We start from the raw sequence: 19,698 nt of genomic DNA, 5'->3' as shown, positions 1-19,698 counted from the left end.
TCGACCGGCCCCATCCCCCCTGGATAGCAGGCCGTGACGAAAACGGAAAAGGCCCTCCCCGTGAAGCGGGGAGGGCCTTCGTCACTTCAGGAGGGAACCCCCAGAGGCGCTACGCCTTCTTCGGCTCCATGTTGGGCAGGCCCTCGAGCGCGTCGAGGATCTTCCGCTTGTCCTTCTTCTCCGTCGGCTTCGGCGTGGAGCTGATGCGCGGCGCCGGGCGCTCGCGGGTGAGCTGGCCACCCTGGAGGATGATGTTCACGTCCTCCGCGTCGAGCGTCTCGTACTCCACCAGGGCGTCGGACACGCGCTGGAGCACGTCCAGCTTGTCCGTGAGCAGCTGCTTGCCCAGGTTGTAGCAGCCCACCACGATGCTGCGGACCTCCGCGTCGATCTGCCGGGCGGTGTCCTCCGAGTAGTCCTTGGACGCGTTGAAGTCGCGGCCCAGGAAGACCTCACCGTCGCTCTTGCCGAACGCCAGCGGGCCCATCTTCTCGCTCATGCCCCAGCGGCACACCATGGCGCGCGCCGTCTCCGTCGCACGCTCGATGTCGTTCGCCGCGCCGCTGCTCATCTCGTTGAACATGAGCTCCTCGGCGATGCGGCCGCCCATGGCCATGGTGATCTGGTCGAGGATCTGCTTGCGGTAGCCGTTCACCTTGTCCTCGGTGGGCAGGCTCCAGGTGACGCCCAGGGCCTGACCGCGCGGGATGATGGTGACCTTGTGCAGCGGATCACAGCCGGGCAGCAGCTTGGCCAGGAGCGCGTGGCCGGCCTCGTGGACGGCCGTGTTCCGCTTCTCCTTGTCGGTCATGATCATGGACCGCCGCTCCGGGCCCATGAAGACCTTGTCCTTCGCCTGCTCGAAGTCCGCCAGGTCCACGCGCTCCTTGTTCTGGCGCGCGGCCATCAGGGCCGACTCGTTGACCAGGTTCTCCAGGTCCGCGCCCGTCATGCCGGGCGTCCCGCGGGCGATGACCTCCAGCTCCACCTCCGGGGCCAGCGGCACGCGGCGGGTGTGCACCTTCAGCACGCCCAGGCGGCCCTTGAGGTCCGGGCGGGGGACGATGATGCGGCGGTCGAAGCGGCCCGGGCGCTGGAGCGCCGGGTCCAGCACGTCCGGACGGTTGGTGGCGGCGATGAGGATGACGCCGTCGTTGGACTCGAAGCCGTCCATCTCCACCAGCAGCTGGTTGAGCGTCTGCTCGCGCTCGTCGTGACCGCCGCCCAGGCCCGCGCCACGGTGGCGGCCCACGGCGTCGATTTCATCGATGAAGATGATGCAGGGGGCGTTCTTCTTGCCCTGCTCGAAGAGGTCGCGCACGCGGCTGGCGCCGACGCCCACGAACATCTCCACGAAGTCCGAGCCGGAGATGGAGAAGAACGGGACGCCCGCCTCGCCGGCCACCGCGCGGGCGAGCAGCGTCTTGCCCGTGCCCGGGGGGCCCATCATCAGCACGCCCTTGGGGATGCGGCCGCCCAGCTTGGTGAACTTCTTGGGGTCCTTGAGGAAGGCGACGATCTCCTCCAGCTCCTCCTTGCACTCGTCCACGCCGGCCACGTCCGCGAACGTGACCTTGTTGTGGCTCTCGCTGAGGAGCTTGGCCTTGGACTTCCCGAACGTCATCGCCTTGCCGCTGCCGCCCTGGAGCTGGCGCATGAAGAAGATGAAGAACAGGAACAGGAAGACGACGGGCATCCACTGCCCGAGGATGGTCAGCCAGAGGCTGTTCTGCTCCTCGCGCTCGTACTTCACGTCCACGCCGGAGGCGCGGAGCTGGTTGAGCACGGCCACGTCCGGCGCGGGACCCGTCGTCCGGAACTTGTCGTTCGAGTCGCTGAACGTGCCGGAGTAGGTGTTGCCCTTGACGGAGACGGCCCGGACCTTCTTCTCCTCCACCTTGGTCAGAAGCTGGGTGAAGGTCGGTTCCTGCACCTGCTCGTTGCCCTGGGAGAAGAAATTGTAGAAGGCGACGAAGAGGACGATCAGGATGACCCAGAGCCCGATGGTCTTGTAGGTCGAACGCACGTTTCAGCTGCCCTTTCGGTACTCGGCGGGATGAGGGCCGTGCCAGGAGAAACCCTGGCGGAGTTCGTCATGTGCCCGGCGCCCGCCCGTGTGCAGGCCAGCGACGGACCGTATCAGCAACAGCAAAAAGCCCTCAACTATTTAGGGGACCGCGACCATCCCCTCGATTCGAGGCATCGACTCTATAACGGAGGGGTCTTTCGTTCGCTCGTGGGCGGCGGAAGGGCCCACAGCGACTGTCGGGAAGACCCCTCGCGCGAAGCGGCGCGGGGCTCGCTGGAGCGCGGCAGGACGCCGGGAAGCCACAGCGCTTCGCCGCGCGCGTCCACCACCACGGGTTGAGCGTCGCGCGCCTCCGAGGGAACGCGGGCATCCACCAGGGCGTCCTGCACCTTGCGGTGGCCCGCGCGCGTCCGGATGCGGTCGCCCTGGGTCCTCGAACGCACCGTGAGGGGCCATGCCGTCTCCGCTTCCAATCCCAGGGCCAACACACCTGGGGGCGGCGTTCCTTCCGCCACCTGGAAGCGCCACGCGCCGAAGTCGCCCCGCGCCCCCGGCCCCTCGAGCACGAGCGGCGCGGGCGCCGCGTCCCGCCGCGCCCCCACGCAGCGCACCCGGCCGCCGGTGGCCTTGAGGAGGAGGCCGCCGCTGAGCGGCATGGCGCCCCCGCGAGCCACCACCTCGCGTCCGCGCTCGAGCGTGGCGTGGTCCACCCGCGCGCCCGCCGCGCCCAGCAGCCGGGCGAGCACGCGGCGCGCCAGGGGCGGCTCCAGCGCGCGGAGCCCCACGGCCTCCAGCCCCCCGCCCGGCAGCGCCAGCCGCTCCCACGCCGCGTCCGCCAGCCCGGCGAGCAGGGCTTCGTCCTCCGAGGCGAGCCGCGCGAAGGTGGCCAGGTGCTCCACGGTGCTGAAGCCCGCCGCGCGGTTCAGCGCGGGCAGCACGTCCCGGCGCACGCGCGTGCGGAAGAAGGAGGGGTCCGCGTTCATCGGATCGCGCACGAACCCCACCTCCTCGGCGGCCAGGAAGGCGAGCACGTCCTCGCGCGAGCACGCGAGCAGCGGGCGGAGGAGCGTGGAGGCGCGCGCGTGGATGGCCCGCGCGCCCCGGAGCGCCGCCCCCCGGGACAGGCGCATCAGCAGCGTCTCCGCCTGGTCGTCGAGCGTGTGGCCGGTGGCCACGAAGTCCAGCCCGAGTTCCTTCCGCAGGGCCTCCAGCGTCGCGTAGCGCGCCTCGCGCGCCCGCGCCTCCAGGCCCGCCCCGGGTCCCAGCGCCAGCCGCCGGACGTGGCAGGTCAGGCCCAGGCGCGAGGCCAGCCCCACGACGGAGGTCACCTCCCCCGCGGCCTCAGGCCGGAGGCCGTGGTCCACCGTGGCCACCTCCACGCGCAGCGCCAGCGCCTCGCGCACGCGCGCCGTCCCGACGAGGAGCGCGGTGGAGTCCGCGCCTCCGGACACCGCGAGCAGCACCGAGCGCGAGCGGGCGCCCTGCTCGGCATAGGAGCGGGCGAGCGCGGCGGTCAGCGAGGGACGTGCAGGAGACGCGCGAGGCATGGCGCCCAGGTCCGGAATGGAGTGTCAGATGGCCGGGTTACAGAGTCGCGGTGGCCGGAAGGCGTGGGAAGACATTCCATGATTCCCACAACAGAAGGACGCGGGGCGGAAATAGAACGGCGCCTCGCGGTTGTTGGTCGGACGTTCTGGACTTCATGACGTTGGGCCTAGGGGTCCCCCCCCTCCCCCTCTGGGCCCACGGGGCCGCTTGGAGATTCGCTCCCGGCGGTCCCTCTTTCCGAAGCGCCCCGGTCTCCCTCGCGGAGGCCGGGGCGTTTCTCTTTTTTCACTTGCCACGCATTGTCGGAAGCGGAGCGTTCAGCGCGCGGGCGCACGCTTGAGTGCTCCGAAACCGTTGACCCTTCAGGGAGTCTGTCGGATAACCGCTCCGGTGTGTTCAGGTCGTCACCTCGAATCCGCCCCGGAGACCCAGGCATGGCAGGCACCGACAAGCGCAAGCAGTCGCTGTACTTCCCCGAGGAGATGCTGAAGGAGATCCAGGAGGAGGCGAACCGGCAGGACCGCTCCCTCTCATGGGTGGTGCAGCAGGCCTGGAAGATCGCCCGCGACCGCATCAAGTCATTCCCCGCCGTCAATGACGTCACGGGCGACGAGCGCAATGACCCGCGCGAAGAAAGGCCGTAGACAGGGCAATGGCCACCACGGATCACCGCAAGCAATCCCTCTATTTCCCCGAGGACATGCTGGAAGAGATCCAGCGCGAGGCGACCCGACAGGATCGTTCCCTGTCGTGGATCGTCCAGCAGGCGTGGAAGGTCGCCCGCGCTGACATCCGTCGGATGCCCTCGGTCAATGACGTGCTGGGCCCCCTGCCTCCACGGCCGGTGGCCGCCGCGGCGCAGACCGCCACCTCCGCTCCGGCGGCGGTGACGACCAGCGCCCCGGCCTCCTCGGACGAGCCCTCCAAGCAGTAGGGCACCGTCCGCCCCGGCCCCCGCAAGCCTCGCATCCGCGCGCGCTGTCAGCGCGGGGTGGGCCGGGCGGGCCGGGCACAGCTTTCGAACACGACGCGTGGGGCCTCCTTCAGGGCCTGCACCGGGCTGGGGTACGTGCTCTTCATGTACGCCGCCGCGATGTTGGCGTCCGTGCCGCCCAGCTTGCGCGCCGTCACCGGGTTGCGGTCCGGGTCCTGTCCGACATTGCCCAGGATGTTCCCGTAGCCGTCCCCTCCGTTCAGCAGGAACGTGGACATCGCCACGCGGTAGCGGATGGACGCGTCGTCGCGCGCGGGGATGGCCACGTCGCGCCCGCGCACCCGCAGCGCCGTCACCCGCTGGCCCACGGGACGCGAGCAGTCCACGCGCAGGGTGGTGCCCTCGGACACGTGGAGGAACGCGCCGGACGGCGACACGATGGCCTGCCCTTCCACGGCCAGCGCCTCCACGGAGTGCTCGAAGAGGTCCACCAGCTGCTTCTCCGTGAGGTCCACCGTCACGACGAGGTTCTCGAAGAGGATGACCTCGTGCAGGACGCCGTCGGTGAGCGGCCCCGTGCGCAGGGACGTGCGGGTGACGCACAGGCCCTCGTCGCGCAGCGAGCCGCCGTTGATGATGCCCAGGTCGGTGGGCTTCGAGGCGCCGTCCTCCGCGTGGAGGAACGCGTCCGCGGCCAGCTGCCCCAGCGCGTTGTTGTCGTGGCGGGTGAAGGCGGAGCCCAGCTGCACCTCCTCGCCCAGGTAGCCGACGATGGCGTCGGGATCGTCCACCAGGGGGGCGCAGGAGTCGTTGTAGGCGAGGCACCCGGGCAGCAGCGCGAGTGCCGCGAGCGCGGCGGTCAGGTGGCGGCGATCCATCAGTAGAAGGCCCTCAGGGTGAGGTAGCCGGACACGCCCTCGCGCGGCAGCAGGCCGGTGAGGCGGTCCGGCCGGGGCACGTCGTCGCGCAGGTCGTGGTCGAAGAGGTTCTGCGCGAAGAGCGTCACCTCGAAGTGCTCCCAGATGGGCTCGGTGCGCAGCTGCGCGGTGATGAGGCTGTAGGCGGGAATCTGGTAGCGGCGGATGAGCTCCAGCGTGGAGCGGTTGTTGTTGCGGCGCTCGGCGCCGGAGCGCACCACCACGTCCAGGTTCAGCCAGTCGCCCAGCGGCATGGACACGCCCGCGTTGAAGCGCGCCTGGGGCACGTCCGTGAGCAGGCGGGACTGGTCCGGCAGCTCCAGGTCCTGCGCGCGCGACAGGCTGGCGTTGACCCACGCGGCGGCGCGCTTCGACGCCTCCAGCCGGGCCTCCGCCTCCACGCCGTACACGCGCACGCCCAGCTCGCGGTTGCGCAGGGGGACGATGTTGCCGCTGGTGTCCACCGGGGTGATGGGCGAGGCGAAGTTCTGGAGGAAGGCGTTGGCGCGCACGCGCACGCGGGTGTCGCCCGCGGCCTGGACCAGGTCCATGCCCAGCTCGAAGGTGTCCACGGTGGTGGGCTGCAGGAGCGGGTTTCCCTCGAAGCGGCCCTGGTTGTAGGTGGTGTCGGGGATGCGCTCGACCAGTTCCTGGGGCGTGGGGGCGCGGAAGGCGCGGCCGTACAGCGCCTTGAGCACGAGCGCGTCCGACGCGGCGACGACCAGGCCCACGCGCGGGTTGACGCGCACCACCATCTTGCTCGTGTCGAGCACGCCCTCAGCCGCGTCCGCGTCCGGTAGCTGGATGGCGTCCAGGCGCAGACCGAAGGTGAGCGTGAGCGCGGAGAGCACGGTCCACTGGTCCTGCGCGGACAGGCCCAGGCTGAGGCGGCGGGCGGCCGCGCCCTGCGTGAGGTCCACCAGGCCCTCGGGGGCGGCGGGGCTGGGGCGCAGGCGGCCGTCGAGCGTGTAGTTGGTGGTGTAGTCGTAGCGGGACAGGGACTGCTGCTCGGCGACGAAGCCCAGCGTGAGGTGGTTCTCCTTGGCCAGCGCGAGGTCCGCGTCCACGGCGCCCGACACGGTGCGCACGGTGACCTGCGTCTGCTCGCGGAGGCCGTCGGGGAAGAGGCGCTCCGCGCCGGCGCCGGTGCGGAAGTCGTGGGGGGTGAGCTGGAACAGGCGGTCGGTGGACTGCTGATCGAACCCCAGCCGGGCGCGCACCTGGCCGCCGTCGGCGAGGGGCCGCTCCCAGGTGAGGTCCGCGAGGAGCACGTCCCAGGACAGCCGCGAGTCGTTGCCCACGGTGTCGAACAGGCCGACGAGCGCGTCCCGCTTCTCCGTGAGGTAGCGCGCGGTGACGCCCACGCGGCCGGCGCTGTCCAGGCCGTAGGACACGCCCCCGCCCGCGTTGAGGAGGAAGCGGCCGTCGCGGGTGCTGCCCGCCGGCTGCTCCACGTCGCGCAGCCCCTGGGCCACGGCCTCGTCGTCGAGCGCGTCGTGGCTGACGACGAGCGAGCCTCCCTCCTGGCTCCACAGGTCCAGGTCCGCGAACAGGCGCAGGTCGCCGGTGGTGTGCGCGGCGGACAGGTGGCCATCGGTGGCGAGCGCGAGGCGGCCATCGTCGCGGGGGACGCCGCCGGTGGTGATGGCGCCGCGCACGCCGTCCGCGTGGTTCGTGATGAGGTTGACGACGCCCTGGAAGGCGCCCGCGCCGTAGACAGCGGAGCCGGGGCCGCGGATGACCTCGATGCGCTCCAGGTTCTCCACCGGCAGGTTCATCAGCGCCTTGCCGTCGTAGAAGTTGTTGAGGCGGTGGCCGTCGAGGAGGAAGAGGACCTCCGCGTCGTTGCGCAGGCCCCGGATGGCGGTGCGGTGGAAGCCCTGCACGTCGCGGCTGACGGACACACCGGGCACCACGTCCAGCACGTCCGCCACGGTGCGGGCGCCCAGGGCGATCATCTGCGCGCGGTTGAAGGACGCGCCGATGGCCGGCACGGTGCGCACGGCCTCCTCCTGGAGGGTCGTCACCGCCAGCACGTCCTCCGCGCTGTAGAGCGCCAGGTCGTCATCCATGGTGGAGCGGGAGGAAGGCGACGCGCGGGAGTCGGAGCGGGTGTCTGGAGGGAGGTCCGCGTTGAGCGCGGCCATGGCGTCATCGGAGTCGCCCGGAGCCCGTGAGCCCTGGGTGTCCGCACGGCCGGGCGCCCGTGCATCCGGACCGCCCGTGCGGGTGGAGGCGCGCGGGTCGGACGCGTCCGCGCGGCGCGGGGCCCGCGGGTCCGCGCCATCCGTGCGGCTCGAGGCATGCGGGTCCGTCCCGTTCACGCGGGTTGGGGCGCGCGGGTCGGACGCATCCGCGCGGTTCACGGCGCGTGAGCCCGTGCCATCCGTGCGGCCCGGCTCGGCCGAGTCCGGACCATTCGCATGCGTGGAGGCGCGCGGGTCCGTGCCATCCGGAGTGCTCGCTGCGCGGGAGTCAGCGGCTCCCGGCCGGGTCGCAGCCCGGGAATCCGTGCCTGAGGCCGGGGGCGAAGCCGATGCGCCTCCCGCGTCGTTGCCCTCCCCTGCCGCCGACGGCGGCGCGAACGCATCGATTTCGGGTGCGGACCTCGGAGGCTCACGGGCCCCCCTGCGGCCCGGCGACGCACGGCCCGGCGGAGGCTCCGCGGGCTGCGTCCCCACCATCACCCTCGCGGGCCGGAGCGCGGACATGAAGAGCGGCGTGCGCGCTCCGTCCACCATGGCCGCCTCGACGAAGTACTCCACGCCGGGGGGCACCATGTGCTCGGCGGGGATCAGCGCGCGGTACAGGTCCCCGTACTGCCGCTCCATGGGGACCTGGACGTACGGCTCTCCCGGTCCACGATAGCGGACGAAGAGCTCCAGCACCCTGCCGCCATCCACCAGCGTCGCATCCAACTGGAGGGGCTGCCGGGCCTCGGCGCGAGGCGGCGCAGCGTGCAACAGCGCGGCCTCCTGCGCGTGGACGGGGGCCGCGGCGAAGACCGCGACACAGAGGATGAGCGTGCGAGGAAGAACGGTCTGCAAGATTGGAGACGATGGTCCGTTGCAGGGCGGTGCGAGTCAAGCCACCACCCCTGTCACATCCCGCTGATTTTTTGCCGCCCCCGCGAGCGCATGCGACGGTGCCTGCCGCTCCATGCGCGCGTCGCTTGCCCTTCACCTCGCCCTCTTCCGCCGTCAACGCGCCCAGATTGCCCGGGTGGTCGAGGGCCGCACCGAAGCCTTCCGCGCCTACGAGGCCCGCTACCGCCGGCGCACGAGCACCTATCAGCGCGTGGTCCCCCTGCACCACGTGCACCAGCGCATCGCGGCGTCGGACCTCGTCTACGTCGGCGACTACCACACGCTGCCACTGGCCCAGCAGACCTACCTGGAGCTCGTCGAGCGCGCCCTCGCCTCCGGGCGCCGCGTCGTCCTCGCGCTCGAGTGCGTGGAGGGCCGTCACCAGGCGGCGCTCGACGCGTACCTCGCGGGCCGGATGCCCGAGCGCACCCTGATGGCCCGGCTGGGCCACGGCCCCACCCCGGGCTTCGGTCCCGGCGCCGGCATCCGCGCGGTGCTGGCCTTCGCGAAGCGCCTCAAGCTCCAGGTGGCCGCCATCGACCGGCGGGCCCAGGGCGAGCGCTCGCTCGCGCTGCGTGACGCCTTCGCCGCGGAGCGCATCGCCCGCGTGGCCCGCGCGGAGGACGTCCCCCTGGTGATGGTGCTGGTGGGCCAGTTCCACGCCGCGCCCTGCCACCTGCCCGCGCAGGTGGAGCGCGCCCTGGGTGAGGCCCACCCGCGCCGGGGCCTCGTCGTGTACCAGAACGCGGAGGGCCTCTGGTGGCGGCTCGCGCGCGAGGGGCGGCTGGGCAGCGCGGAGGCCGTGGAGCTGGCGGACGGCGCGCTGTGCCTGATGAACGCCTCGCCCGTCCTCTGCCAGCAGAGCTTCCTGGACTACCTGGAGGCCGAGGGCGACGACGCGCCCCTCCTGGACCGCAGCGCCGCGGAGCGCTTCCGGGACATGGCGGAGCTCATCGGAGGGCTCGCGGGCGTGCCCGTGGGCCGCGAGCTGGACTCGGTGGAGGTGACGACGGCGGCGGACGGCGACGTGCTCGCCCGCATCCGCCGACGTGGCCGCTTCACCCAGTCGGAGCTGTCCCAGCTGCGCAAGCACATCCTCTCGCGCGAGAGCGGCTACATCCCCCGCGCGCGCACGGCCTACCTCGCGTCGCTGTCCCTCAACCACGCCGCCGAGGAGGCCACCCACTTCGTGCGCCACTGCGCCGTGGGCGACGCCATGGACGCCCCGCGCGGCGCGTCCGAGGCCTTCTATGCGCGCTGCCTGGAGGAGGCCCTGGGCTTCTTCGGCTCCAAGCTGATCAACCCGCGCCGCACCTGCCCCGGCATCCCGGAGTGGGCGAAGCGCTTCGGCGAGGCCCGGGGCCTGGAGCGGCAGATCGCCGCCTTCGTCCTCGCCCACAAGGCCACGGAGTCCGAGGCCCCCGACGAGGCCGTGAAGCTCCTCCCCCTGCGCCGCGACCGCCTGTTCCACGGCGTCAGCCACGCGCTGGGCTACCTGCTGGGGGACAGCCTCTACCGCGCCTTCGAAGCGGGTCAGGTGGACACCGACGACGTCCGCTCGCTCTTCCGGGATCCGCTCGAGGAGCCACGCGGCGCGTACCTCGCCTGGGCTGCTCGCCTGCGCGGGCTCTAGCCCATGGTCACGGTGACCCAGCTGAATTCCCCGAGCGCTTGAAGCTACATTCCGGCGGATGACCCCATCCCCTCGTCCGCGCGCGGGCGTTGTGTCCGCCGTCCTCCTGTCCCTCGCCGTGGGTCTCGTCCTGCCAGGGTGCTTCCTCGATCAGGGCGCCTGCGTCCATGGCTCGACGCTGTACTTCTGCTCGGACGACACCGAGGACGAGTGCCGCGACTTCTGGTGCGAGAGCTGGGACTACTGCGGCTACTTCGACGGTGACTCGTGCGAGGACATCGGCTTCACGGACGACATGGTCTCCCAGACCTCCTTCTCCGAGCCGAGGTCGCCTGACTGGAGCTGGGGAACGCCGTCCGGGGGCTCCAGCGGCAGCGGCAAGGGCGCGTGCGCCTATTACGACTCGAGCCTGAACCGCGTGCTGTGTGATCAGCGCGCGGGGGCCTCCAGCTGTTCGGGCAAGTGGCTGGGCAGCGGCACCGCCTGCTCCGACATGCGCTGCACCAGCAACACGGACCCCAACACCTGCACCGTGTCGGGCGGGAGCTCGGGCGGCACGTGCACGGCCACCTACCAGGGGCCCACCGGCGACGCGCAGGTCTACACGCAGTGCGCGTCCGTGTGGAACCACCGCTGCCAGCAGAAGAACGACAGCGCCGCGGACCAGAACTGCCTCGTGTACGACTCGCTCGAGGCGTCGGTGGACTGCCCGTACTGCCCTTGAGCCGGGGGCCGGCGGGCCGCGCGGTGGCGGTCCACCGGCACTTCGAGCGCTGAAGCCTCAGGCGCGGTTGGCGATCGTCTTCGGCGGCAGCTTGAGGATCTGGCCCACCTTGATGTGGTCCGGGTCCTTGAGCTGATCCTTGTTGGCCTCGAAGATCTTCGTGTAGAGCTTCATGTCCCCGTAGATGTCCTTGGCGAGCTTGCTGAGCGTGTCGCCGGACTTCACGGTGTGGAGGCCGTAGGGCTCGTCGTGGGTCACGGTCAGCATGACCATGACCTCATCGTTCCACTTCGGGTGCTTCGCCTTGATCTGATCCCACATGCGGTCGCGGTCGAAGGCGTGGTCCACGGAGCCCTTGATGATGAGCTTTCCGTTCTCCTCGCGCGTCTCGATCTTCGCGCCCACGGTCTTCGCCACGTCCAGCACGTCCTGGTAGTCGTTCTGCAGGGCCATCCGCGTCCTCCTGTCAGTGCACGGGGGACTCGCATCGCGTCATCCCCCCGTGAGGTCGCGAACTTAGGCCTCCTGCCCGTGGGCGATGTCATGCGTCCACACACGGCCTGAACGAAGCTCAACACTGCGGCGGCGGGAGCTGTTCAGAGCGCCACGTCCGCGCCCGACTCCGGGTCGCTGTTCAGCTCCTCGGGCGGCGCGAAGATGCCGTCCGGCCGAAGCTCCCGGAGGACCTCCTCGCGGCTCAGGCGCACCGCGCGGATGGTGCCGTCCGGCGACAGCGCGTAGACGCAGTCCTGGTCCGGCACGCCCACGAAGAGGCCGCCCAGCGCGGGATAGAGCATCACCAGCGCGAGCTCCGTCTCCAGCGGCCCCGGGAAGAGCACGTGCGCGTGCGCGGAGAAGGCGGGCCGCTCGCCGTCCGCGTCCGGCGCGACGGACACGGGGATGAGCCCCTGGTGCAGGGGCAGCTCCTGGAGCTGCTGGCGGCCGTCCTTGCTGAACTTGAAGCGGAAGTCCCCGCCCAGCAGGTACAGGTTCGAGTCGTCGAAGCCCTGGAGCACGTAGACGGTGATGCCGCCGTCCTCCTCCACCACGACGGGGTTGAGCTGCCTGCGGCCATGCACCTGGAAGACGCGCTCGCACGCGGCGTTCACCGCGCGGGCCAGGGCGTCCATGCCCTCCGGGAGGGACTCGACGGGGAAGTCCTCCATCTCGCCGGAGAACTCGATGGGCGCGCGGTACGCATACGCGGGGACGAACGCGTCCTCGGAGTTGAAGCGGCCGAAGACGGCGTACCAGGCGTTGCCGCGCGGCACGGTGAAGAACCTGTGCATCCGCGTGCGGTCCAGGTCCGGGCGCGCGAGCAGCAGGTCCGTGGCGCGGATGGCGCCCTTCTCCGATTCGACGATGTACCGCGCGCGCCGCTGCACGCGCTGGAGCTCCTCGTCCGCCACCAGCGCCACCGGCGACTCCGCCGGGGCCTGCGCGTCCACCGGGGCCTGCGTCGCGCCAGGGTGCGCGCGGCAGCCGGCGGTCAGGGCGACGAGGGCGACGAGGAGGCTGCGAAGCATGGGGACTCCCGTGGACGAAAGGGCCCGGTCAGTCTGTGCCGGCCGGGGCCCTCGCGTCACGTCCCCCATTCACGGCGGGGACCTCACGCGCCCTGCTGCGTGGGCGCCAGCGCGGCCTTGATCTTCTCCTTCAGGGCCTTGCGGCGCTCCTTGAACTGCGCGCGCGTGGCCTCGTCCACCTGGCCGTTGTTGGAGGCGCGCGCGGCCTTCATCTCCTCGTGGAGCTGCTTCGCCTCCGCCTTGAAGCTGTCGGCCTGGGCCTGCGTCAGGCGCCCTTCGGCGACCTGCTTGTCCAGCCGGTGCTCCATGTGGCCGAACTTGTGGCCCCCGCCGTGGCGGCCCCGGCGACCCTCGCACGGGCCCGCCTTGTTGGCGGTGTCGGACGGCGCGACGGCCTGGGCGAACACGGGCACGGCGAACAGCAGCGAGGCGACGGCGGTACCGCGAAGCATGGACTTGAGCGACATGGTGTGTGGACTCCGGGTTCAGGTCAAAACGCTCCGGGAGCAGCCGTGCAGGCCCGCCTCCCGTCGCGCTCTGACACTCAAGACCCCGGAGCCCGCCGAAGGTTAAATCGCCTCCGGAGGACCGCCGGCTACTCGCAGTCGTCCATGCTGTAGGTGAAGTCCTGGCGCGGCGTGTGGCCCGGGTCCTGGTTGATGGCCGCGATGCTCAGGTCCGTGTACGACACCGTCTGCGTGCCGCCGATGACCATCTGCGTGCGCTGCACGCGCGTGGTGGACAGCACCACCTTGCCCGTCGTGCCGCTGGGCTCGATGCGGAAGCAGTTCAGGATGCGCGGATCCACCGTGGAGCGGTTGCACCGCGTGTACTCCCCCAGCACCACGCGCTTCTCGTAGGTGCAGCGGCAGTCCCACGGGTCGTAGGCCTCGGACACCGTGGCCGCCTCGTAGCCCGTGGCGGTCTGCACGACCTCCAGGTAGCTGCCGTCCTGCGGCTGCGTGCAGCGCAGCACCGTGTCGCCCACGGCGCCCTGCTTCACCTCCGCCAGCGACGGATCCACCGCCACCTGCGCGCCCGCCTCGATGGCGTTCAGCGGATCCCTCGCGCCCGCACCCTCACAGCCCAGGCCCAGCAACGACACACCCATCAGCAACACGGCGGAAAGACGCAGCGACACCTTCATGAACGACTCCTACGGATAGGGGGAAGTCCGGGAGGACCCGGACACCTCTATCTGTAGGCTTTCGAGACGGCCAGGCGCAACGCAAGTCTGTGTCACGAACGCGATAAGGGCTTCACGGCGCGTGTGGCGATGAAGGTGGGCAGGAACGTGGAGAGCAGGTCCTTCGCGTCGTACTTGTCCTCGAAGAGGTGGGTGAGCACGAAGCCCGCCGCCAGCTGTCCGCCCAGCTGATCCTCCAGCGAGTGGCCCACGACCATGGGCTCGCCCTTGTCGGTGTAGCGGCGGCGCTCCTCGTCCGTGAGGCTGGTGAAGTCCGAGTACGGCATCGTGTACTTGAGCCGCAGCACGCCCTTCTCCTCCTCCACCGGGTCGAAGAGGTAGCGCACCGGGTTGCAGAGGCCCGACAGGAGCGCGCCGCCCGGGCGCAGCACGCGGAAGGCCTCGCGCCACACCGGCAGGATCTCCTCCGCGAAGCAGTTGGAGCACGGGTGGAAGACGAGGTCGAAGCTCCCATCGGCGAAGGCGGACAGGTCCCGCATGTCGCCCTCCACGTCCTGGAGCGCCAGTCCCTCGCGCTCGGCCACCTTCCGGTCCTGCGCCAGCTGCGCGGGCGAGTTGTCGAAGACGGTGACGCGCGCGCCCGCCGCCGCGAGCACCGGGCACTGCTGGCCGCCCGCGCTCGCCAGGCCCAGCACGTCCTTGCCCTCCAGGTCCCCGAACCACTCGCGCGGCACGGGCCGCCTCGGGGTGAGCACCACGCTCCAGTCGCCGCGCCGCGCGGCGGCGATGACCTCCGGGGACACCGGCACCGTCCACGGGTTGCCGCGCCCCACCTCGCCGTTCCACGCCTCGCGGTTGTACGTCCGGACATCCAGCTCAGTCTTCATGCAGCACCCGTCCTTCCATGCCTCCGGCCACGGTGACGACCTCACCCGTCACGTGCCCGGAGATGCGATCCGACGCGAGCGTCACCACGACGCGCGCCACGTCCTCTGGCTGCCCCACCTTGCGCAGCGGCATCGTCCGCGTGACGCGGCCCACGAACCGCGGGTCCTCCAGCGTGTCGCGGTTGCGCTCCACCGCCGTCCAGCCCGGGCACACCACGTTGACCCGGCCCATGGGCGCGATGCGGTGCAGCTCGTTCTTCAGGCTCTTCACGAAGCCCGCCGCGAGCGCCCCCTTCGCCGCCGCGTAGTCCGTGTGGCCTGCCTCGCCGAAGAGGCCCGCGGTGGAGCTGATGATGACGATGCTGCCCGTGCCGGTGGTCTCCACGTGGCGCAGGAAGGCGCGGCAGCTCAGGAACACGCTGTCCAGGTTCTGCGCCAGCGTGCGGCGCCAGCGCTCCAGCGACATCGTCCACACCGGCTCGTCGGGCGCGGGATACACGCCGGTGTTGCACACCAGCACGTCCAGCTGGCCCAGGCCCTTCACGGCCCGCGGCACCAGCGCGTCCACGTCCGCCTCCACCGTCAGGTCCGCGCGCACGGCCGCCCCGCCCACCTCGCGCGCGAGCGCCTCCGCCTTCTGCTGGCTGCGGTGGTAGTGCACCGCCACCTTCGCGCCCTCGCCCGCGAACGCCCGCACCAGCGCGGAGCCGATGCCGCCCGCGCCGCCCGTCACCAGCACGCCCTTGCCTTGCAGTCCCGTGTCCATCGCTTCGCGGCTCCTCGTGGCCTCCCCTTAGACAGGGAGGGATGCGCGGCATGATGCCCGAGCCGCCCGGGGCGGACAGCCGGATGGAGGCGCGGTGTCAGGGGGTGCGCTGCGTGCCGGGCGGCGGGACGAGCTGGGCGCCGGGCTCCTGACAGCGCCGCGCTACCGCGGGGACAGCCGCGTGCGGATGCCCGCGACGAGCAGGTCCAGCCCGAAGGCGAACCGGCGATCGAAGTCGCGGTCCAGGATGGCGTCCACCGCGCCGGCCGCGTGCGGATAGCGCACCGAGGCGAGCTGCCGCAGCGCCCCTTCCCGCTCCTTCGCCTCGGCGTCCTGCGAGGCGAAGCCCTGCTCCTCGATGGTGAAGCCCAGCACGTAGTCCAGCGCGCTGAACGCCGCCCAGCCCGCCTCCGTCGAGTCGAGCCCCGCTCGCGTCAGCGCGCCGATGACGGTGTCGGCGACGCGCAGCGTGTGCTCGGAGACGACGATGGTGCCGGCGTAGACGCGAGCGCCGTCCCGGTGGGCCAGGAACGCGCGCCGCAGCTCCTCGGCCACGGTGCGCACCACCGTCTCCCACGGCGACTCCGCCGTCAGCGTCCGCGCCACGCCCTGCACCAGCGTGTCCGCCATCGCGTCCAACAGCGCCTGCTTGCCTGGGAAGTGCCAGTACAGCGAGGGGGCCTGGATGGAGAGCGCCTTCGCCAGGACGCGCATCGTGAGGCCCTCCAGGCCGTGCTCGTCCAGCAGCGTCCACGCCGCCGCCACCACCTGCTCCCGCTGGATTCGCATGCCCACCCTGGCCCTCGCTGGCTTGACAAACTAACAGCGTTAGTCTTTCCCTAACAACGTTAGTTTGATGCCTTCGGGCGGAGGTCGTCATGGCGGAGGTCCTCGATGTGGCAGTGGTGGGCGGAGGTCCCACCGGGCTGTGGCTCGCGTGCGAGCTGGCGCTGGCGGGCGGGCGGGCGGAGCTGTTCGAGCGGCGCTGGGAGGCCGTGCGCGAGTCCCGGGCGCTGACCCTGCACCCGCGCTCGCTGGAGGTGCTGGCGCTGCGCGGGCTGGAGGGGCGGTTCCTGGAGCGGGGGCGGCCGCTGCCCACGGGGCACTTCGGGATGCTCGACACGCGCCTGGACTTCAGCGTCCTGGACACGCGCTTCCCCTACACGCTGTTCCTGCCGCAGGCGATGACGGAGGCCCTGCTGGAGGAGCGAGCGAAGGAGCTGGGCGTGGCCGTGCGGCGCGGCCACACGGTGGAGGCCCTGCGCCAGGACGCAGAGGGCGTGGACCTGGAGGGCTCCACGGACGCCGGGGCGTTCCGGGTCCGAGCGCGCTACGTGGTGGGCGCGGACGGGGCGCGGAGCGCGGTCCGGCGGCTCTCGGGCATTCCGTTCCCAGGGACGGACGTGACGCGCACGGCGGTGCTCGGCGACGTGACGTTGGGTGCGCCACCGGCCCAGCCCGCGCTCGGCATCTCGAATGAGCAGGGCGGCGTGATGGTGGTCCCCATGGCGCCGGGCGTCCATCGCATCGTCGTGAGTGATCCGCTCCGGGAGAAGGTGCCCGTGCGCGAGCCCGTGACGCTGGAGGAGCTGAGAGAGAGCACGCTGCGCATCGCGGGCTCGGACTTCGGCATGCGCGAGCCCCGGTGGCTGTCCCGGTTCGGGAACGAGACGCGGCTCGCGGAGCGCTACCGCGAGGGGCGCGTGCTGCTGGCCGGAGATGCCGCGCACATCCACTTCCCCGCGGGAGGCCAGGGGCTCAACGTCGGCATGCAGGACGCGATGAACCTGGGATGGAAGCTCGCGGCGGTGGTGAAGGACGGCGCGCCGGACGCCCTGCTCGACAGCTACTCGCGCGAGCGCCGCCCCGTGGGCGAAGCGCTGCTCCACAACACGCTGGCGCAGACCGCCCTCATGGGCGCCACGCGGGAGACGCTGGCCCTGCGCGCGCTGTTGAGCGACCTGCTCCGTGAGCCAGGGCTGAACCGCCGACTCGCGGACACCATCGGAGCGCTCGACGTGGGCTACGCGCCGCTGGACGTGCCCGCGCCGGAGGCGACGTCACCGCTGCTGGCGGACTGGCGTGGCCGGCGCCTGAGCGACGTGGCGCTTTCGCTCCAGGACGGGGCGGAAGCGCGGCTCTACGCGGCGCTGCATCCGGGCCGGTGGCTGCTGCTGGGCCTGGGCGAGGACGACGCGCGTCCCCTGCCCCGCTGGGAGCCCGGCTGGCCCTCGCACGTGACGACGCTGCGCGCACGCGGCTGCGTGGGGCGCGGGGGCCGCCTCGAAGGCGTGGGGGGCCTGCTGGTGCGCCCGGATGGTCACGTGGGCTGGGCCTGGGCTGCCTGAACGGCCCCGGATGCCCCACCTCCCTCGCGCGTGAGCGGCATCCTCCACGCGAGGCGCCCACGCGGGCGCGAGCGCCCCCGAGACACGAAGGCCCGGGGCGTCGTCCGCTCCCGGGCCTCACGGGGTGGCACCGCGCGCGGCGTCCTCAGCCCAGCCGCAGGAGCTGCCGGGCCTGCTCCGGGGTCGCGACCTCACGGCCCGCGGCGCGGACCCGCTTCGCGGCCTCCGCCACCAGTTCGAAGTTGCCCTTCGCGAGCACGCCCTTGGACAGGTAGATGTTGTCCTCCAGGCCCACGCGCGCGTTGCCGCCGCGCTTCGCGGCCTCGTCCACGAACGGCAGCTGCTGGCGCCCCACGCCCGCCACCGTCCAGGAGCTGCCCTCCGGCAGCGAGGCGATCATGAAGTCCAGCACCTCCGGCCGCGCCTGGAGCGTGCCCGGCACGCCCAGCACGAAGTCGAAGTGCGCCGGCAGCTCCACCAGCCCCTCCTTCGCCAGGTAGCGCGCCTCGTCGATCATCCCGACGTCGAAGCACTCCAGCTCCGGCTTGAGGCCGATGGCGCGGATGCGCTTCGCGATGTCGCGCACCAGCGGCCTCGGGTTCCAGAACACCTCTTCCCCGAAGTTCACCGTGCCCGTGGTGAGCGTGGCCATGTCCGGCTTGTCCGCGCCGGTGAGCGTCAGCCCGCCGCACCGCTCGTCCACGCCCATGCCCACCGCGCCGCCCGTGGACACCTGGATGAGCACGTCCGTGCGCGCGCGGATGGCCCGGATGGCCGCGCGGAACAGCTCCGCGTCCTGGGACGGCTTGCCCTCCGCCGTGCGCACGTGCAGGTGCACCATCGCCGCGCCCGCCTCGCGGCACTTCACCGCGTCCTCGGCGATCTCCTCCGCGGTGATGGGCAGGTACGGCGTCTGCTCGCGCGTCGTCTCCGCCCCCACCATGGCGGCGGTGAGGACCATGGGCCTGCTCATCGCTGCCCTCGCTGCTTGTCCTTCGGGACCACGCAGGTGCCCGAAGCGCGGCACACCACCACCGCCTCCGGCAGCACGTCCGCAGCCGAGTCATTCACGTCCGGCCGGGGCTTGATGACCTTGCGAGCCTCGAAGCGCATCTTCCGCGAGGTGTTGCCCGCGGAGACGATCTCCCCCTCCGCCTCGATGAAGTCGCCCGCGTACACCGGGGCCAGGAACTCCACGGAGTCGTAGGCGCGGAACAGCCCCTCGTCCCCGTCCGAGCGGATGCACAGCTCCGTGGCCACGTCCCCGAACAGGCCGAGCATCCGCGCCCCGTCCACCAGGTTGCCGCCGTAGTGCGCGTCATGGCTGCCCATGCGCAGCCGCAGGACCGCCTTCGTACCAGTGCTCACGAGGGTTCCCCCTGGTAGTGGGAGTCCGCGGACTCCGTGCCTTCCTTCTTCATCACCGCGTGCACGATGTAGTTCGCCACGTCGGACGGCTTGGTGCCCGGCCCGAAGCCCGCGTCGAAGCCCAGCTCCAGCGCCAGCTTGTGGTCCACGCGCGGCCCGCCCAACAGCAGCAGCGTCTTGCCGTGGATGCCCGCCGCCTTCGCCGCCTCGATGAACTGGCGCGAGTTGTCCTTGTGCACGTCGCGCTGCGTGACGACCTGCGACACCAGGATGGCGTCCGCGTGCTTCGCGGTGGCCTTGCGGATGAGGTCCTCGTTGGGCACCTGGCTGCCCAGGTTGTACGCCTCGAAGCCGGGGTAGCGCTCCAGGCCGTAGTCGCCCGCGTAGCCCTTCATGTTCAGGATGGCGTCGATGCCCACCGTGTGCGTGTCCGTGCCGGTGCACGCGCCGAAGACGACGATGCGCCGACGCACCTTGTCCTTGATGAGCGCGTTGAGGTCGTCGAACCCCATCTTGCGCACCACCACCTCCGGCACGTCGATCTCCGCGTAGTCCAGCGTCACGGAGGAGCGGGCGTAGACGACGAAGAAGGTGTACTGGTCCGCCGCGCGCTCGGCGGCGGCCACCTTCACGTCGGTGAAGCCCATCTTCTTCGTGAACTGGGAGGCGGCCTCCTTGGCCTTCTCCGACAACGGCACCGGCAGCGTGAACGACAGCTGCACCATGCCGTCGTCGCGACGGTCGCCGTAGGGGCGGATGATCTGCTTGCTCGGCTTCACCATCGA

The 19,698-nt window shown here is 71.5% G+C and carries 19 protein-coding genes; 5 read left to right on the top strand and 14 right to left on the bottom strand.

Annotated features, from left to right (window positions below):
* Positions 1-109: 109 nt before the first annotated feature.
* The gene (gene ftsH, locus U8525_RS00830) at positions 110-2,026 is read right to left on the bottom strand and encodes an ATP-dependent zinc metalloprotease FtsH (protein ID WP_374259790.1); all 1,917 of its coding nucleotides are present in this window, start codon (positions 2,024-2,026) and stop codon (positions 110-112) included.
* A gap of 182 nt (positions 2,027-2,208) precedes the next feature.
* Positions 2,209-3,576, bottom strand: coding sequence for a tRNA lysidine(34) synthetase TilS (gene tilS / locus U8525_RS00825; protein ID WP_374259786.1), 1,368 nt, complete (start codon positions 3,574-3,576; stop codon positions 2,209-2,211).
* 435 nt (positions 3,577-4,011) lie between these two features.
* Here tilS and U8525_RS00820 point away from each other — a divergent pair, with 435 nt between their 5' ends.
* Positions 4,012-4,221: a TIGR04563 family protein gene (locus tag U8525_RS00820; protein WP_223645933.1), complete on the top strand. Its 210-nt coding sequence runs from the start codon at positions 4,012-4,014 to the stop codon at positions 4,219-4,221.
* 8 nt (positions 4,222-4,229) lie between these two features.
* On the top strand, positions 4,230-4,511 hold the full coding sequence (locus U8525_RS00815; protein ID WP_374259784.1) for a TIGR04563 family protein: 282 nt from the start codon (positions 4,230-4,232) through the stop codon (positions 4,509-4,511).
* Positions 4,512-4,558: 47 nt separating this feature from the next.
* Here U8525_RS00815 and U8525_RS00810 read toward each other — a convergent pair whose 3' ends face one another.
* Together U8525_RS00810 and U8525_RS00805 are read right to left on the bottom strand one after the other, a co-directional pair.
* Positions 4,559-5,389 (bottom strand): 5'-nucleotidase C-terminal domain-containing protein, encoded by an 831-nt coding sequence (locus tag U8525_RS00810; protein WP_374259782.1) that lies wholly within the window; start codon positions 5,387-5,389, stop codon positions 4,559-4,561.
* Positions 5,389-8,475 (bottom strand): TonB-dependent receptor domain-containing protein, encoded by a 3,087-nt coding sequence (locus U8525_RS00805; RefSeq protein ID WP_374259779.1) that lies wholly within the window; start codon positions 8,473-8,475, stop codon positions 5,389-5,391. The genes U8525_RS00810 and U8525_RS00805 overlap by 1 nt, the downstream gene beginning before the upstream one ends.
* Before the next feature lie 112 nt (positions 8,476-8,587).
* Between U8525_RS00805 and U8525_RS00800 the strand changes: the two genes are divergently transcribed.
* The gene (locus U8525_RS00800; RefSeq protein ID WP_374259776.1) at positions 8,588-10,147 is read left to right on the top strand and encodes a ChaN family lipoprotein; all 1,560 of its coding nucleotides are present in this window, start codon (positions 8,588-8,590) and stop codon (positions 10,145-10,147) included.
* Positions 10,148-10,205: 58 nt separating this feature from the next.
* Entirely contained in the window at positions 10,206-10,871 is a 666-nt protein-coding gene (locus tag U8525_RS00795; RefSeq protein ID WP_374259774.1) for a hypothetical protein, read from the top strand.
* 57 nt (positions 10,872-10,928) lie between these two features.
* On the opposite strand, the gene U8525_RS00790 is transcribed toward U8525_RS00795, so the two are convergent.
* From U8525_RS00790 to U8525_RS00760, 7 genes are all read right to left on the bottom strand, one after another.
* Positions 10,929-11,324, bottom strand: coding sequence for a LysM peptidoglycan-binding domain-containing protein (locus U8525_RS00790; RefSeq protein WP_374259772.1), 396 nt, complete (start codon positions 11,322-11,324; stop codon positions 10,929-10,931).
* 143 nt (positions 11,325-11,467) lie between these two features.
* A complete protein-coding gene (locus U8525_RS00785; protein ID WP_374259771.1) occupies positions 11,468-12,397 on the bottom strand; it encodes a hypothetical protein in 930 nt (309 codons plus the stop codon).
* Positions 12,398-12,480: 83 nt separating this feature from the next.
* Positions 12,481-12,864 (bottom strand): hypothetical protein, encoded by a 384-nt coding sequence (locus U8525_RS00780; RefSeq protein WP_374259769.1) that lies wholly within the window; start codon positions 12,862-12,864, stop codon positions 12,481-12,483.
* Between the two features lie 128 nt (positions 12,865-12,992).
* Positions 12,993-13,544 (bottom strand): hypothetical protein, encoded by a 552-nt coding sequence (locus U8525_RS00775; RefSeq protein ID WP_374259766.1) that lies wholly within the window; start codon positions 13,542-13,544, stop codon positions 12,993-12,995.
* A gap of 92 nt (positions 13,545-13,636) precedes the next feature.
* Positions 13,637-14,431: a class I SAM-dependent methyltransferase gene (locus U8525_RS00770; RefSeq protein ID WP_374259763.1), complete on the bottom strand. Its 795-nt coding sequence runs from the start codon at positions 14,429-14,431 to the stop codon at positions 13,637-13,639.
* A complete protein-coding gene (locus tag U8525_RS00765) occupies positions 14,421-15,197 on the bottom strand; it encodes an SDR family NAD(P)-dependent oxidoreductase (protein WP_374259760.1) in 777 nt (258 codons plus the stop codon). Before U8525_RS00765 ends, U8525_RS00770 begins: the two co-directional genes overlap by 11 nt.
* 162 nt (positions 15,198-15,359) lie before the next feature.
* Positions 15,360-15,986: a TetR/AcrR family transcriptional regulator C-terminal domain-containing protein gene (locus U8525_RS00760; RefSeq protein WP_374259757.1), complete on the bottom strand. Its 627-nt coding sequence runs from the start codon at positions 15,984-15,986 to the stop codon at positions 15,360-15,362.
* Between the two features lie 89 nt (positions 15,987-16,075).
* Here U8525_RS00760 and U8525_RS00755 point away from each other — a divergent pair, with 89 nt between their 5' ends.
* Positions 16,076-17,545 (top strand): FAD-dependent monooxygenase, encoded by a 1,470-nt coding sequence (locus tag U8525_RS00755; protein WP_374259755.1) that lies wholly within the window; start codon positions 16,076-16,078, stop codon positions 17,543-17,545.
* Positions 17,546-17,690: 145 nt separating this feature from the next.
* Here U8525_RS00755 and U8525_RS00750 read toward each other — a convergent pair whose 3' ends face one another.
* Genes U8525_RS00750 through U8525_RS00740 form a run of 3 tightly spaced genes read right to left on the bottom strand, consistent with a single transcriptional unit; the run spans position 17,691 to position 19,695 of the window.
* Positions 17,691-18,518 carry a 3-keto-5-aminohexanoate cleavage protein gene (locus U8525_RS00750; protein ID WP_374259753.1) on the bottom strand — a complete coding sequence of 276 codons (828 nt, stop codon included), beginning with the start codon at positions 18,516-18,518 and terminating at the stop codon, positions 17,691-17,693.
* The gene (locus U8525_RS00745) at positions 18,515-18,913 is read right to left on the bottom strand and encodes a hotdog fold domain-containing protein (protein WP_374259750.1); all 399 of its coding nucleotides are present in this window, start codon (positions 18,911-18,913) and stop codon (positions 18,515-18,517) included. The genes U8525_RS00750 and U8525_RS00745 overlap by 4 nt, the downstream gene beginning before the upstream one ends.
* On the bottom strand, positions 18,910-19,695 hold the full coding sequence (locus U8525_RS00740; protein WP_374259747.1) for an OAM dimerization domain-containing protein: 786 nt from the start codon (positions 19,693-19,695) through the stop codon (positions 18,910-18,912). The genes U8525_RS00745 and U8525_RS00740 overlap by 4 nt, the downstream gene beginning before the upstream one ends.
* Positions 19,696-19,698: the final 3 nt, after the last annotated feature.

The sequence above is a fragment of the Corallococcus sp. RDP092CA genome (assembly GCF_041903675.1).
In the GTDB taxonomy this organism is placed as follows: domain Bacteria; phylum Myxococcota; class Myxococcia; order Myxococcales; family Myxococcaceae; genus Corallococcus.
This window is presented reverse-complemented; position numbering and strand designations above follow the sequence as displayed.